The sequence below is a fragment of the Sphingobacterium suaedae genome, assembly GCF_042684625.1.
GTDB classification, from domain to species: Bacteria; Bacteroidota; Bacteroidia; order Sphingobacteriales; family Sphingobacteriaceae; genus Sphingobacterium; species Sphingobacterium suaedae.
Genome location: NZ_JBHULR010000004.1, coordinates 273,010 through 287,921, shown reverse-complemented (window position 1 = coordinate 287,921; position 14,912 = coordinate 273,010). Strand labels below are relative to the sequence as shown.

The following is a 14,912-nucleotide window of genomic DNA, read 5'->3' as shown; positions in this document are numbered from 1 at the left end:
CTTATATTAAACACAAAATGGGTTCTCCGTCTGTATCAGAAAGCAATCCTGCCCCAGAAAAAGATGAATCGGTAATTTGCTGTTGCGTTAGCAAATCCGTCCCTTCATGAATAACCTTTATCTGCATATCGGATGGAGGATTTTCTATGACAAGGCAGGATTCCAGGTTGTTAGGAATAAGCACGGCTATACCATATTCTTCCAAGAGGATTTTAGCATCGAGAAGAACTCGCAGTTCCGTCTTACCCAAAGGTAAAATAAATTGGCACCCCTCATCCAAACAGAGTTTCAGAAGTTCATGTACATAGATGGGATCACCACCTGTTGGCAGGCGACGATAGTGTTGCTTCAATAGCACGTCTGGAAACGGTTCGCTACTTGCAAACACACACGAATACCGCGATGCGAGCACCTTTCCGAGTCGTTGTGCCAAAGGACGAGTACCAAAGGTCAATAGAATTTTATTCATAATACATGCGGTAATCTTAACTAAAGGATTTGGCCATCTCGCATGTGTACAGTGCGATCGGAAATACTAGCCAATTCCTCATTATGCGTCACAATAATAAAAGTTTGGGCCAAAGAATCACGCAACTCAAAAAACAGCTGATGTAATGAGGCGGCGTTCTCTGAGTCCAGGTTTCCAGAAGGCTCATCGGCCAAAATTAACGAAGGATTATTGATCAGTGCCCGTGCCACCGAAACACGCTGTTGTTCTCCTCCCGACATAGCCGCGGGCTTGTGTTCGGCACGATGCTGCACACCTAGACGCTCGAGCAATTCCATCCCACGAATCTCCGCTTGTCTTCGCGCGGTTCCTTGTATAAAAGCCGGAATGCAGACATTTTCCAATGCAGTAAATTCCGGAAGCAGATGGTGAAACTGAAATACAAAACCGATGTGTTCATTGCGAAACTGGCTTAACTTCTTCTCATTCAGTCCATCTATTTTTACGCCGTCAATCGTCAAATGCCCGCTATCTGGTCTATCCAACGTACCTATGATGTGCAACAACGTACTTTTACCTGCTCCAGACGCCCCAACAATAGACACAATCTCGCCCTTCTCTACCGAAAGGTCTACACCTCGCAAAATAGGAAGCCGCCCATACGACTTGTGGATTTGACTTGCTGTTAATATCATTATGCGAAGGTAATGAAAAACTTTCACGACTTCTCCGCGAATCACCAACAGGTACAAAAGTTATTGATTGCGTTCAAAAACGAACAGGATTATCTGCTTTTTTACCAAAGAATTACTTGCCCCTTCCATTTAAAAATCATATTTTTACGACAAATTTTTTAAGATGAACATTCACGAATATCAAGCAAAAGAAATACTTAAAAGTTTTGGCGTAAGAGTTCAAGAAGGAATCCTTGCAGAAACTCCAGAGCAAGCTGTTCAAGCTGCGCAAACATTAAAACAAGATTTTAATTCGGACTGGGTCGTTGTAAAAGCACAAATTCACGCTGGTGGACGTGGTAAAGGCGGTGGCGTGAAGTTAGCAAAAAACCACGATGAGGTCTTGCAACGCGCGACAGACATCATTGGCATGCAGTTGGTTACGCCTCAAACAGGACCGGAAGGAAAAAAAGTCAACAAAGTCTTGGTTGCGCAGGATGTTTACTATCCTGGCGAGAGTGAAACGAAAGAATTTTATGTTTCTGTATTGCTGGATCGTGCAAAAGGACGCAACATTATCATGTATTCTACAGAAGGTGGTATGGACATCGAAGAGGTTGCTGAAAAAACACCTCACTTGATTTTTAAAGAAGAAATTGATCCAAAAGCAGGACTACAAGGTTTCCAAGCACGTAAAATTGCATTCAACCTGGGTCTATCCGGTGCAGCCCACAAAGATATGGTGAAATTTATCGCTGCGCTATACAAAGCATACGATACCATTGACGCTTCTTTATTTGAGATTAACCCCGTGTTAAAGACATCGGATGATAAAATCCTCGCTGTAGATGCAAAAGTCAACTTTGATGAAAATGCCTTATACCGCCATGCTGACTATGCAGCATTACGTGACGTCGCCGAAGAGGATCCGACCGAAGTTGAAGCAGGTGAATCGAACTTGAATTACGTGAAATTGGACGGTAACGTCGGATGTATGGTAAATGGTGCCGGTCTTGCTATGGCAACCATGGACATCATCAAGTTAGCTGGGGGTGAACCTGCAAACTTCCTAGATGTGGGCGGAACAGCGAATGCCGAAACCGTAAAAGCAGGTTTCAACATCATTTTAAAAGATCCAAACGTAAAAGCGATCCTAATCAATATCTTTGGTGGTATCGTGCGCTGTGATCGTGTTGCGCAAGGTGTAATCGATGCCTATAACGAAATTGGAAATATCCCCGTACCTATTATCGTTCGTTTACAAGGAACGAACGCTGCAGAAGCCAAGAAACTAATCGATGATTCCGGCTTGCAGGTATACTCTGCTATCCTATTGAAAGAAGCGGCAGAATTAGTAACGAAAGTGTTGAAAGGATAATGCCTTTCCAAAATAGTTTAACAAAAGCCATGGTCTCGATCCATGGCTTTTTTTTAGAATTTGTCGACCGCGTTTTTACCCTTAAATGGCAGATTTAGGAAATAATAAACTATTTTTGTAAGCTTGAAATCGCTAAGTGTAAAGCACGTTATTTATTGTAAAAAAATGGAACACACACGTATTAAAGAACTATTACAGTCAGAAAAGTTTGGTAAAGAAGTCATTGTGAAAGGTTGGGTAAGAACATTCCGCAACAATCAATTCATCGCTATTAATGACGGTTCTACTATTCATAATATACAAGCCGTCGTAGACTTCGAAAATACGGAGGAATCGTTGCTGAAAAGAATAACGACTGGCGCATCTTTACGTGTACAAGGCACATTGGTCGAGTCGTTAGGAAAAGGACAACGGGTAGAAATAAAAGTAACGGGATTGACAATTTTAGGCGATTCCGACCCCGAGAAGTTTCCACTTCAGCCGAAGAAGCATAGCCTAGAATTTTTACGGGAAATTGCACATTTGCGGTTTCGTACCGGAACGTTCAATGCGATCTTTAAAGTGCGTAATGCCCTTGCATTTGCGGTGCATAAGTTCTTCAACGATCGCGATTTCGTATATATGCACACACCGATTATCACTGGATCCGACGCAGAAGGCGCCGGTGAAATGTTTCGGGTCACCACATTGGATTTGAACAATCCTCCGCGCACCGAATCCGGAGACATCGATTTTAGAGAAGACTTCTTCGGAAAATCGACGAACTTAACCGTATCAGGCCAATTAGAAGGAGAGTTAGCGGCCATGGCATTCGGCAACATCTATACTTTTGGGCCAACATTCCGTGCCGAAAATTCCAATACAACCCGGCATTTAGCAGAATTCTGGATGATTGAGCCCGAAATGGCATTTTATGAGCTAGAAGACAATATGGACCTAGCCGAAGAACTATTAAAATACGTGATTAAGTATGCTCTTGAAGCATGCCCAGACGAAATTGAGTTCCTAAAAAATCGCTTACTAGAGGAAGAAAAGTCGAAACCTCAAAATGAGCGTTCAGAACTCAACCTCATCGAAAAACTAAACTTTGTCATTGATAACCAGTTCGAACGGGTAACCTATACGGACGCGATCGAAATATTAAAAAGAAGCAAACCCAACCAGAAAAGACAATTCAAGTACCTTATAGACGATTGGGGAGCGGATTTGCAGTCGGAACATGAACGGTATCTCGTCGAAAAACACTTTAAAAAACCTGTCATTTTAACCGATTATCCGAGGGAGATCAAATCGTTCTATATGAAACAAAACGCGCCGGATGCTCAAGGACGTCAAACCGTGCGCGCGATGGACATCTTATTCCCAGGCATCGGGGAAATGGTCGGCGGGTCACAACGTGAAGAGGACCTCGAGAAACTACTGACGCGGATGACCGAAGTGGGCATCCCTGAAGAAGAAATGGACTGGTTCCTCGATACGAGGCGATTTGGATCAGCACCCCATTCGGGTTTTGGAGTCGGTTTTGAACGCCTTGTTTTATTTGTAACAGGCATGACCAACATACGCGATGTCATCCCCTTCCCAAGGACCCCAAAGAATGCTGAATTCTAATAAAACACCACCGCCGAACATTTTTTCTGTTTGGCGGTTCTATTTTTAGCAAAAAAGCACAGTATCCGAACACAACGTTTATCCATGAACCCATGCTGTTAAAAATATACGAAGATAATCCGAATTCCAAGGCCATTCAACAGGCGGTCGATATCCTAAGAAAAGGAGGCGTTATAATCTATCCTACGGATACGGTATACGGTATCGGATGTGATATTACCAACCATCGAGCAATCGAACGTGTCTGTCAAATACGGGGACTAAGGCCCGAAAAATCTAATCTATCCTTTATCTGCTACGATCTGACAGACATATCCAATTACACAAAACCGTTTGACACAGCCGTATTTCGTGTCTTAAAAAAAGCACTCCCCGGCCCATTCACATTCATTTTTAATGCCAGTGGACAGGTGCCCAAGTTGCTAAGCTCGAAAAAGAAAACTGTCGGTATACGGGTGCCCGATAATCAGATCGTCCGTGAAATCGTAAGAGAACTTGGAAACCCGATTGTCACCTCTTCGATTCACGACGAAGATGAAATTATCGAGTACTCGACGGATCCCGAACTAATCCACGAAAAATATGAAGAACTGGTGGATCTCGTCATCGACGGCGGATACGGTGGAAACATCGCCTCAACAATTGTTGACGTTACATCGGGTGAATTTGAAATTGTACGGGAAGGAAAAGGTGAATTAGACGACTATTTATAAGCAATTAGCCATTCAGGTACGGCATCTTTTGCACAGCGACTTCTATCCTCCTTATTAATCTAGTTTTAACAAAGCTCGCGGTCCATCCAATTAGAGGATGATAAATTCCTCAATTACGACGTGACCAACGTACTCATTGACACGTCCGATAATCTGTCGGCGCATAATGGCTAACTCATTTTTGATTACAGCAGATTCGACTTTGACGAACAATTTTTTGTCATGAATGTAGATCTTTTGCGTTCGGTTCGCGATAGCGTTACCAATAATGTTAGGCCAAGCAGTCACGATAGACGACTCGTCGAATTTAGACCGAAGTCGGTAAACCTCAATCCATTTCTCAATAGCCTCTTTAATTCCAACATCATCCTTCGTTGGGATTTCGTCAAACTTTTTCTTATACATCTACCGTACCTCCATTGACTTCAAAAATACGAATTGGCTGCGCTATTTCCTCAAAAATATATTTTATTCGTGCAGCGTCCGTGTCGGTTAGAAAAATTTGTCCGAACTCATCTTCGGATACAAGTTGCATTAACTTACGGGTGCGGTACTCATCCAGCTTGTCAAAAATATCATCTAGCAAAAGCAACGGCTTTTCTTTCTTTTTAACCTTCAAAAACCTGTACTGCGCCAACTTGAGTGCAATTAAAAAGGATTTCTGCTGTCCTTGAGATCCAAACTTTTTTAAGGGCATCCCTTCATGTATAGTAAATACCAGATCATCCCGATGTATTCCCTGTGAGGTACGTTCCAGTGCCCTATCCTTTTCCAAATTAATGCGCAACAACTCCTCAAAACTGTTCAGCATGAGCGGCGAATCGTATACGAGTCCTACTTCCTCAGCTTCGTCCGTAAGAAACGCATAATAACGGGAAAATTCCGGAAGAAACTCTTCCATAAATTGCTTCCTTCGCGTAAAGATCCGCTCACCGACATCCGCCAGCTGCATAGTTAATATGTCCAATAAGCCAATATCAAAGATACCGGTTTCACGAATCTGTTTGAGCAACGTATTACGTTGTAGGAGAATCTTATTGTAGTGTATAAGAATATCCAAATAATGATTATCGGTTTGCGAAATCACATTATCCATAAATTTACGCCGCTCTTCGCTCCCCTCCGTGACAATCGATGCATCATTCGGCGAAATCATCACTAACGGAAATTGCCCGATATGGTCAGCTAAACGCTGATAGTCCTTCTTATTTTTTTTAAATTGTTTCTTTTGATTCTTTTTCAGGCTGCACGATATGACATCCGGTGCATGACCACCGACAAACTCGCCTTGAACCATAAACCAGTCAAACCCTCGTTTAATATGCTGTGAATCTATAGGGTTGAAATACGACTTGCATAACGCCAAGTAATGTATAGCATCAAGTAAGTTTGTTTTACCAGCACCATTGGCTCCTGCAAACGCATTGACTTGTGGGAGAAATTCCAACGAGGATTCTGTATAGTTCTTAAAATTTAAAACAGTAAGTTGCTTGAGCCACATCCGACAAAAAGTAGAAGTCAAAAGTAAGAACTTAAAACATAGGACGAAAGCTGAATTAGAAATAAAAGATCAAAATCCGTTAACGTTCCTATAGAGTATCCAAAAAAATAGGAGCAAATATGACTTCGCTCCTACCTTATAGATATGTCTCTAAGACTATTTAATCTCTTCAAAATCAATAAACTCTCCGGCAGTCTGTGTGCCCTTACGCTGCTTGGCCTCCTCCTCCGGAACGTAATCCACACGCACCTCCCCGCCGTCCGATCGTCGTGACTGAGATTGCTGCTTAAACTGATCAAAAGGATTGCCAGTTGTATACTGGTATTGACGACTTCCACCTGCTGACTGCTGTGCTTTCTGCATCAACCGCTCCGTCAGCTTCCGCACAGCAAACGGCATCAACAAACGAAACAGATATTTTACCCCATAAAATACTATAAAAAATATCGCGACAAACTTCAATAATTCCATTTTCTAACGTTTTTCTCAAATTTAATAAAAATCCTTGTTCCTTTCCGTCAATAAAATGTCAGCATACGCTCCCTTAACAGAATTTAACGAACGCTTGTATTATCCGTCCTTAGCAGCTAATTTGCGTTTCGCTTCCATTACTGCACGAGCAAATTCCTCTGCTTTATGTGATCCGATAATATAGACCAAACCTTCTTTATCTGTAAGCCAGACAGCATCTTTTCCTCCTGAGTAGAAACGTATCTTGCCGTTTTTATGTAGATTATATACCGGATTGTTAAAAATAAAAGAACTATATGGTTTCAACTCTACTTTGGCTATATTATACAAATCTATTTTTACCAATTTCGAAGACCATAGCCCACTCAATATTAAAAATTTGCCATCGATGACCGTTTTGTAATGCACCATATAAATCATGATTACTGAAACAACAATAACACCGACACCTACTATAAAGAATAACTGCCGGGAAGGAAGGTTCTCCAGATTCAGATAATAGGCAATAAAACAAAACAGCACTAAAATCATGCGAACGCTAATCCATGTGGCATCCCGACCCAGATACTGCTTCTCTTGAAAAAGATAATGTCCCCCCATAGCTTTTATTTGCAAACTAATGTAAACACTTTTTTCGTACTTTTCGTAATTCGATAGCGATTATCTAACCGATGATTTACAATCCAAATGATCTCGCCGTTCCCGTTAACCAGTATCGGTATCCGTTTTTTTTCGTGGATGGCGATCTTTTGCTGTATAAAAAAATCACTGACCTTCTTTTTACCCTGCATACCGAGCGGGTAGAATACATCTCCTTGTTCCCATGTACGCAGACGCAATGGGAAATGGAGTAGATCATAATCAATTTGAACGCGATGTACACAAGCATCTATACGGGCATGATCATGAATGGATACGTCGAAAACATATTCATAGAAATTTACGCGCAGTTGATCTTCCTGAATAAATGCATGCACCTTTCCCTCTTGTTCCCAACCATGCCGGAAAAGCCACAGTTCAGCACGGCCTAAAATAAGTTCGTGCGAAGAAGACAGATAGCGTTTTCCCGACTCGCCTGCCCAACCACTTTGCAGATCGCTCAAAACAACTTTCGAGAATCCGAAAGGCTTAAATAAAGCATACAGAAGCGGTAAGTTATGTATATACTTGCCTAGCTCTTTCTTTTCTATCCGATAGCCTCCGTGTTGCTCAATAAATACTGTCTGCGCCAACGGATCGATAAATGCCTGTAACAAGGCAAAAGATTCTTGAAAATGGGTGATATTTTCCAACATGATTTCCTCAAAATCAACCGCGATTTCCCGGAATTTTGGAACGATTTCTAGGCGTATTTTATTTCGTGCATATTTCGTGGAAAAGTTGGATTGATCATCTCGAAAAGGTATTTGCAGCTCGCGAACATAATGGGTAACCTCTTTCGACCACAGAAATAGTAGCGGACGTATAATTAGATCTCGCTTCGGCAAAATCCCCTGCAAGCCTTGCAGACCTGTACCTCGTGTTAAATTTAGCAAAACCGTCTCCACATGGTCATTACGATGCTGAGCTATCGCAACCCATTGGGCATCATTGGCGGATCGTTGTTCCTCAAACCATGCATAACGCAATGTTCGGGCCGCCATTTGTATGGATATCCCTTCCTTTCGCGCAAACGACTCCGTATCAAACCGGCGCACCACAATCGGCGTATTGGTGTCTTTTGCGAACGTACGAACCAAGTGTTCATCCGCATCCGAAGCATCCCCACGCAATCCAAAGTTGCAATGCGCAATGCAACAGCGATAACCGGCCTTTAAAAATAAATGTGCCATCAACATCGAATCGCGCCCACCGCTCACAGCCAATAAAATCTTATCTGTAGGCTGTATCTGAACTGTTTTTTGAAGATACTCTTGAAAGCGGCCAATCAAATCCATAATCCAAAGTTAAGACATTATTTACGCCAAAAGTATTTGTGAGGAAAATTTATGCTTTAACAATTTTTTGCTATTTAATTAGCTATTTTTGCCCTCGTGAAGTATTATTTAGTCCTCATAGCGAACCTGTTCTGCCTAGCAAATCTATTTGCGCAAGAAGAGTTAAGACTCGTATCTTCCCGTTACAGTACAATCATCGAAAAAAACGGATTCAGCAGCATACAGCCCGTTTATTCACACAAAGGGAATACGCTGTCTGCAGATAGTGGCATTATCTATGAAGACGAGTTGAAGCGACAATTCTTTGAAGCGTTCGGTAATGTAGTGATCACCCAACCTTCAGGAACCGTTATCTATGCTGATCGCCTACATTATGAGGCTGCTCCGCAAATTGCAACTTTGACGAACAATGTACGTATGATCGATGCCAATTCCGTACTAACAACGAATCACCTGGTTTACAAAATGCGGGATAAAATCGGAACCTACACAGGTGGTGGCCGTATCATCTCGAAAGGAGATACCATCACATCAAAAAATGCATATTACTTCGAAAATACGCAAGACGCGTATTTCCGAAACAAAGTTGTTGTACGTACACCTGACGTCAAAATTTATACAGATACGATGCGTTATAACTCTGCGCAACGGATGACCTACTTCTTTGGCCCTACCAACATCAAGGGAAACAAAGCCGAGAATCTATATACCGAAAAAGGAAACTATAATACAGCGACCGGAGTCGCTAATTTCTCAAAAAACAATTTGTATACAGAGGGCCCACGTTTCCTCAAGGGAGATAGTTTATACTACGACAGGGCGACAGGGCTAGGTAAAGCTTACCGAAATGTGGTGTTCGTGGACACCTCAGACAAGTTTTACGCCTATGGGGGATACGGGCTGTACAATCAACAGGAAGAATCGATTACCATGACCGATAAACCCCTGATTGTGATGGTCGTCAAAAATGATTCGACAAAAACATCAACAGTAGACAGTACAGCCATTGATTCTATTCAGCCTATAGATACTCCCCCTAAGAAAGGAAAACGGAAAAAAGACAAAACCGACGAAACCATAGCATCCGTAAACAACGTCGACGGAACCGTTACGACAAGTAGAGACTCAACGCAAACAATGCCGCCACTCCAACCAGCCAAAGTAGATTCGGCTTATATGACAGCAGACACACTTTATTCACGACTGATCCTGTTAAAAGAGTATAAGGCGCTCAACTTCAAGCTAGACCGAAACGGGGGCGAGCTCGAAATGGATGAGGATGTAGACTACGGCGACGATGAAGATCTCTCTTTGGATAGCGGGATGGTCAATGATGCCGATAGTCTTATTCAAAACAAAATTGATCTCGACAGTATAAAAGCAGAAACCTCGCTAAAAAGGACGGAAAAGGAAGCTAAAGAACGAACTGATGCCAAGCTACAGACCTCGAGACAACCTGCGAAAAGCAAAACACTGCCGTCCGCTTCAGAATCAGACGTGAGCAAGTCACTAAAGCAAGACTCTGTATTGCGGCAAAAAGCAATCGTCCCGCGTCTAGCAGAAGCTGACAGTATTATCAATAAAGCGTTGGTGGTAGCACAAAAGCCCGATACCTTACGTAAAGACACCAGCAATCAAGCGTATCTAGATACGGCCCGAACACGGATTGTAAAAGCGTATTATAATGTCCGTATGTTCAAGTCAGATTTGCAAGCCGTAGCAGACTCAGTGTATTACGGCATGGCCGATTCGATGTTTCGCTTCATGGGACGTCCCATGATTTGGGCAGAAGGATCACAGATCTCTTCGGATACGATATACATGCAGATCCAGCAACAGAAAATGGACAATGCGCTTCTCGTTGGCAACGCTTTTATGGTAAATGCTGTATTGGATACCATAAAATTCAACCAGTTAAAAGGACGGAAAATAACGGCATTCTTTGCGAATAATTCCATTGACCGACTCTATGTGGATGGTAATGCAGAAAACCTTGTATTCTCAGAAAACGATAAAACAAAGACCATAACGGAAATGTTCCACGACCGGGGTGCGCGGATCAAGATCAAAATGGAGGGCAAAAAGATTATCGACTACATCACCATCCGGAAAGTTGACCAAAAAGTATATCCATTTAAACTCGTCACGCAAGAAAATGAGGTACTCCCCGGTTTTACTTGGCGGCCACAGGATCGTCCGAAGTCTAAAGAGGATATGATGAATCGGAAAAGAGAATTAGAAAAGCCTTCCGACAATAAAGAAGAAAACTCCAGTGTCATTCCTCCCTCGGGAGACTCTTCCAATTTGCCGTCTACAGAACAAGACGCTGATCAGGGCATTGAACAACGTTCAGAAAGCACGAAGCCAGATACTCGTCCAAAAAAATCGACGAAAATCCTCCGTCCCGGTCAATAAAAAATGAATGATAAGTGTAACCTCGACAAGGCTACAAGACCGTCGCCAAACGGAGATATTAGACCGCTACCGACGGATTGGATTTGCTTACTCTACACGTATTCCTGAAGAAACGCAGCCAATTTACCTACGGCAATTGCCCGATGACTAATCCTATTTTTTTCCTCGGTAGTCATTTCTGCAAACGTTTTAAAATAACCCGCTGGTATAAAGATCGGATCATAACCAAACCCGCCCCGACCGCGTCTCTCACTAATGATGCGACCTTCGATTACACCTTCAAAAAAATGCTGCCGTTCATTTAAATACAACGAAATGACTGTCCGAAAACGAGCGGATCGATCAGCGCTATTGCCCAAATTCTCCAAGAGCAGGTCGATATTTTGTTCCATATCCCGAGAGCCAGAATAACGCGCCGAGTAAACCCCCGGTTCTTTATTCAGTGCGTCTACCTCCAAACCAGAATCGTCACCAAAACAGTATAAGCCATATGTATTGACCAAATAGTCGGTCTTCTGTTTCGCATTTTCTTCAAAGGTTGTTCCCGTTTCGGGAATATCTTCGTGACAATTAATGTCTGCTAATGATTGGATTTTGAAGCGGTCGCCCACTATAGCACGTACCTCTTCGAGTTTATGGGCATTATTCGTTGCAAAGACTAATTCAAGCATGTTAAAAATTAAAATGATCACAGTTATGCGGACACGAGTTCTAAAGCGCCGATCAACTGCTAATAAATGTTTTAAATTCGCCCCAAAAAAGCTTCTTCTTCTCGACATCGGCAAACATTTCTTCGAAGCTGAAGGTATGAAACACCGTAGCAACACGACCTTTCATATACGAATTATGGTCGATAGCTGGCAATTTTAAAGATGTAGGTTCTACGCCGAGTAGGGTAATTCTTGTCGGTCGAAAAAAAGCCATGATCCGCTTAAAATCATTTGGATTATGGACATTAGCGAGATTCACGACGGCCACATTGTGCGGTGTCAACTTTAATGCTCCAATGGTTTTAATGAATGCTTCTTCCGCTTTCGGCGAAAAATAGGGGTAATCTGGATACCGGAGGATAAACAGGATACCTGTAGACTTATCCCCCTGATAAATAAATTCTTCCGCCTCAACTTCTTGCCTAACAGTCTGCCCGTCAGCTACCGTCGCAACCACCTCTTCTCCGTGCGAAAAAAGGGTTTCAGACATCAATGCCTGTAAGGCCACTGGGTTAATTGTTTTGAGATTCATGTCAGAAAATTAAAGCAATACAAGAACATCGACCGCGAAAACCAGTCATTGCGAGAAAACGAAACGTCTTTAGCCGCCCCCCCGCAATCAGCCGACACAGGGCGACATTGCAGGGCTGTTGCTCGGTTCCTCATGCTCCTCGCAATGACGATGTGCATGTGTTGTTCGCTTCTACTGTCCTAATACGTAAGAGAAAATCAAAGGAGCCACAATCGTAGCATCGGATTCCACCACAAATTTAGGGGTGTCAATATCCAATTTGCCCCACGTTATTTTTTCATTCGGAACTGCTCCAGAATAAGAACCATAAGACGTTGTCGAGTCAGAGATCTGACAGAAATACGACCAAAACGGCACGTCTTCCCACTCCAGATCTTGATACATCATCGGCACCACACAAATCGGGAAATCGCCCGATATACCACCAGCAATCTGAAAAAACCCTACCCCTTTTCCAGCAGAGTTTGCACGGTACCATTCCGTAAGATAAATCATGTATTCGATTCCAGACTTCACCGTGCTCGCTTTCAGGTTACCTTTGATCACATTGGCAGCAAAGATGTTACCTGTTGTAGAATCTTCCCACCCCGGACAAACAATAGGTAAATTCTTCTCTGCGGCAGCAACAATCCACGAATTTTTGGGATCAATCTCATAGTATTGCTCCAACACGCCAGAATTAACAACCTGATATAAAAATTCGTGTGGTAAATAGCGTTCACCTTTTGCTTCCGCTGCATGCCACACATCTTCCAAATGCTTTTGTAGGCGCCGGAAAGCCTCTTCTTCTGGAATACAAGTATCTGTTACCCGGTTATAATGTTGGTCAAGTAGCTCTCGTTCCTGTTCCGGGGTCAGGTCACGGTAGTTAGGCACACGTTTGTAGTGCGAATGAGCTACCAAATTCATGACATCTTCTTCCAAATTTGCTCCCGTACACGAGATAAAATGTACCTTATCTTGACGGATCATTTCAGCTAATGAAATCCCCAATTCAGCCGTACTCATCGCACCTCCCAAAGAGATTAACATCTTACCACCTTCTAATAGGTGAGCCTCATAACCTTTAGCAGCATCAACCAATGCTGCAGCATTAAAATGCAGGTAGTTTTTCTCCAAAAACTGAGAAATAGGACCTTTTTGTGTACTCATAGTTTCTAATTTTCTATTCAGCAACAAAGGTACATAAACTGGCCGACATGGTCGAGCACGATTTTTTTTTACTTCCGCCGCAACAATTTCTGAAACAACAACCAAAAGAAAACCAGAAGAACACAAAGTATCAATAAAATAATTAGCTCCGTAGTGCCAAACGTCCAGCTCATACAAGAATATCTATTCTAGGATTTCACCCCCATTAAATGACCCATTGTTCACATTGCGCTAAGAACTCCGGTTTCATATCCGCACCAATACCGATGTCTTCGGAAACAGACACATGATAACCGCGGTAGTGGACTCCACCTACAACAGGGTCTGCTAAGTGCCCAACCATACAGGTATCTAAATCGTAAAATTTCACATTAGGCGCAGCATACGCAAAATGCACCTTCGCAGCGAGCGCCAACCGGGACTCCAACATCCCTCCGATCATACACGGCACTTGGTATTCCGCAGCAACGGCCTGTATACGCAATGCCTCGGCGATTCCTGTTGATTTAGAAAACTTAATATTGATATAGTCGCAAGCATCTTGTCGGCACAACCGTTCGGCGTCCCGGTATGAATATACCGATTCATCCGCCATAATAGGAACGATGGTCCGACTGCGCAAGTCCGACAAAAGATGATCGTTATACGCCCGCATCGGCTGTTCACAAAATTGGATCTTAAACGGCTCCAATCCATTTAGGGCTTCCAGTGCTTCTTCAAAAGTCCAGCCTTGATTCGCATCAATACGTACAGGTATATCAAATCCGACCGCTTTGCGAATCTCCCGGACGCGCACAACATCGTCTTTAGGTTTCTTCCCAAGCTTAACCTTCAACGCCTCGGCGCCACCCTCTTTCAGTGCCCGGGCCTTCATAGCCATTACTTCTGGTTCATCAATTCCCAGCGTAATATCGGTTATGATCTCTTTGCGCTCCCCACCCAAAAATTTATACAGGGGGAGCCCCGCATGTTTTGCGGCTAAGTCATGAAGAGCCATATCAAACGCAGATTTTATGGTCGCATTTCCGGCAATATAAAGATTCAATTCGCTCATACGCTCGGCAATTGACAACGCGTCCTTCCCTTTCCATAATCGCGCAAAATCGCGCGCAACCACCACACACGTATCTTGGGTTTCTCCAACAATCATCGGAAAGGCTGAACATTCACCCACCCCATAAAATCCGGAATCCGTCTGCACCCGGATGAACGTGTTCTGCGCATAATCCATCGTACCCGTCGCAATAACGAAAGGCTCCATCGGAATACGCAATCGATAAATTTCTACTGCTGTTATTTTCATGAATAGCTACAACTAAAAAATACGGATTAAATTTCTACATTAAAAGCAACAAAAACAACCGGTGCTA

The 14,912-nt window shown here is 42.9% G+C and carries 15 protein-coding genes; 4 read left to right on the top strand and 11 right to left on the bottom strand.

What is annotated here, in order from left to right:
- Window position 1 precedes the first annotated feature (1 nt).
- Window positions 2-469, bottom strand: coding sequence for a hypothetical protein (locus tag ACFSR5_RS10775; RefSeq protein ID WP_380903588.1), 468 nt, complete (start codon window positions 467-469; stop codon window positions 2-4).
- Between the two features lie 20 nt (window positions 470-489).
- The gene (locus tag ACFSR5_RS10770; RefSeq protein WP_449325434.1) at window positions 490-1,143 is read right to left on the bottom strand and encodes an ABC transporter ATP-binding protein; all 654 of its coding nucleotides are present in this window, start codon (window positions 1,141-1,143) and stop codon (window positions 490-492) included.
- A gap of 163 nt (window positions 1,144-1,306) precedes the next feature.
- Here ACFSR5_RS10770 and sucC point away from each other — a divergent pair, with 163 nt between their 5' ends.
- The 3 genes from sucC (at window position 1,307) to ACFSR5_RS10755 (ending at window position 4,824) form a co-directional block, all read left to right on the top strand.
- Entirely contained in the window at window positions 1,307-2,500 is a 1,194-nt protein-coding gene (sucC, locus tag ACFSR5_RS10765) for an ADP-forming succinate--CoA ligase subunit beta (RefSeq protein ID WP_380903586.1), read from the top strand.
- A gap of 165 nt (window positions 2,501-2,665) precedes the next feature.
- Window positions 2,666-4,111, top strand: a complete 1,446-nt coding sequence (gene asnS / locus ACFSR5_RS10760; protein ID WP_380903584.1) for an asparagine--tRNA ligase — start codon at window positions 2,666-2,668, stop codon at window positions 4,109-4,111.
- A 92-nt stretch (window positions 4,112-4,203) separates the two neighbouring features.
- On the top strand, window positions 4,204-4,824 hold the full coding sequence (locus ACFSR5_RS10755) for an L-threonylcarbamoyladenylate synthase (RefSeq protein WP_380903582.1): 621 nt from the start codon (window positions 4,204-4,206) through the stop codon (window positions 4,822-4,824).
- A gap of 90 nt (window positions 4,825-4,914) precedes the next feature.
- Here the strand turns inward: ACFSR5_RS10755 and ACFSR5_RS10750 are convergent, their stop codons facing one another.
- The 5 genes from ACFSR5_RS10750 to tilS all read right to left on the bottom strand — a co-directional run bounded on the left by ACFSR5_RS10750 (window position 4,915) and on the right by tilS (window position 8,733).
- Window positions 4,915-5,229 carry a DUF721 domain-containing protein gene (locus ACFSR5_RS10750; RefSeq protein WP_380903580.1) on the bottom strand — a complete coding sequence of 105 codons (315 nt, stop codon included), beginning with the start codon at window positions 5,227-5,229 and terminating at the stop codon, window positions 4,915-4,917.
- A complete protein-coding gene (recF, locus tag ACFSR5_RS10745) occupies window positions 5,222-6,325 on the bottom strand; it encodes a DNA replication/repair protein RecF (protein ID WP_380903578.1) in 1,104 nt (367 codons plus the stop codon). The genes ACFSR5_RS10750 and recF overlap by 8 nt, the downstream gene beginning before the upstream one ends.
- Before the next feature lie 156 nt (window positions 6,326-6,481).
- Window positions 6,482-6,796: a DUF4834 family protein gene (locus ACFSR5_RS10740; protein ID WP_380903575.1), complete on the bottom strand. Its 315-nt coding sequence runs from the start codon at window positions 6,794-6,796 to the stop codon at window positions 6,482-6,484.
- Between the two features lie 99 nt (window positions 6,797-6,895).
- Window positions 6,896-7,411, bottom strand: a complete 516-nt coding sequence (locus ACFSR5_RS10735) for a hypothetical protein (RefSeq protein ID WP_380903573.1) — start codon at window positions 7,409-7,411, stop codon at window positions 6,896-6,898.
- The gene (gene tilS, locus ACFSR5_RS10730; protein ID WP_380903571.1) at window positions 7,402-8,733 is read right to left on the bottom strand and encodes a tRNA lysidine(34) synthetase TilS; all 1,332 of its coding nucleotides are present in this window, start codon (window positions 8,731-8,733) and stop codon (window positions 7,402-7,404) included. The genes ACFSR5_RS10735 and tilS overlap by 10 nt, the downstream gene beginning before the upstream one ends.
- 96 nt (window positions 8,734-8,829) lie before the next feature.
- Here tilS and ACFSR5_RS10725 point away from each other — a divergent pair, with 96 nt between their 5' ends.
- The gene (locus ACFSR5_RS10725; RefSeq protein WP_380903569.1) at window positions 8,830-11,148 is read left to right on the top strand and encodes an OstA-like protein; all 2,319 of its coding nucleotides are present in this window, start codon (window positions 8,830-8,832) and stop codon (window positions 11,146-11,148) included.
- A gap of 92 nt (window positions 11,149-11,240) precedes the next feature.
- Here ACFSR5_RS10725 and ACFSR5_RS10720 read toward each other — a convergent pair whose 3' ends face one another.
- The 4 genes from ACFSR5_RS10720 to ACFSR5_RS10705 form a co-directional block, all read right to left on the bottom strand.
- On the bottom strand, window positions 11,241-11,819 hold the full coding sequence (locus ACFSR5_RS10720; protein WP_380903567.1) for a non-canonical purine NTP diphosphatase: 579 nt from the start codon (window positions 11,817-11,819) through the stop codon (window positions 11,241-11,243).
- 52 nt (window positions 11,820-11,871) lie between these two features.
- Window positions 11,872-12,390, bottom strand: coding sequence for a hypothetical protein (locus tag ACFSR5_RS10715; RefSeq protein ID WP_380903565.1), 519 nt, complete (start codon window positions 12,388-12,390; stop codon window positions 11,872-11,874).
- Between the two features lie 171 nt (window positions 12,391-12,561).
- A complete protein-coding gene (locus tag ACFSR5_RS10710) occupies window positions 12,562-13,542 on the bottom strand; it encodes a deoxyhypusine synthase family protein (protein WP_380903563.1) in 981 nt (326 codons plus the stop codon).
- 205 nt (window positions 13,543-13,747) lie between these two features.
- Window positions 13,748-14,845, bottom strand: a complete 1,098-nt coding sequence (locus tag ACFSR5_RS10705; RefSeq protein ID WP_380903561.1) for a mandelate racemase/muconate lactonizing enzyme family protein — start codon at window positions 14,843-14,845, stop codon at window positions 13,748-13,750.
- Window positions 14,846-14,912 lie beyond the last annotated feature (67 nt).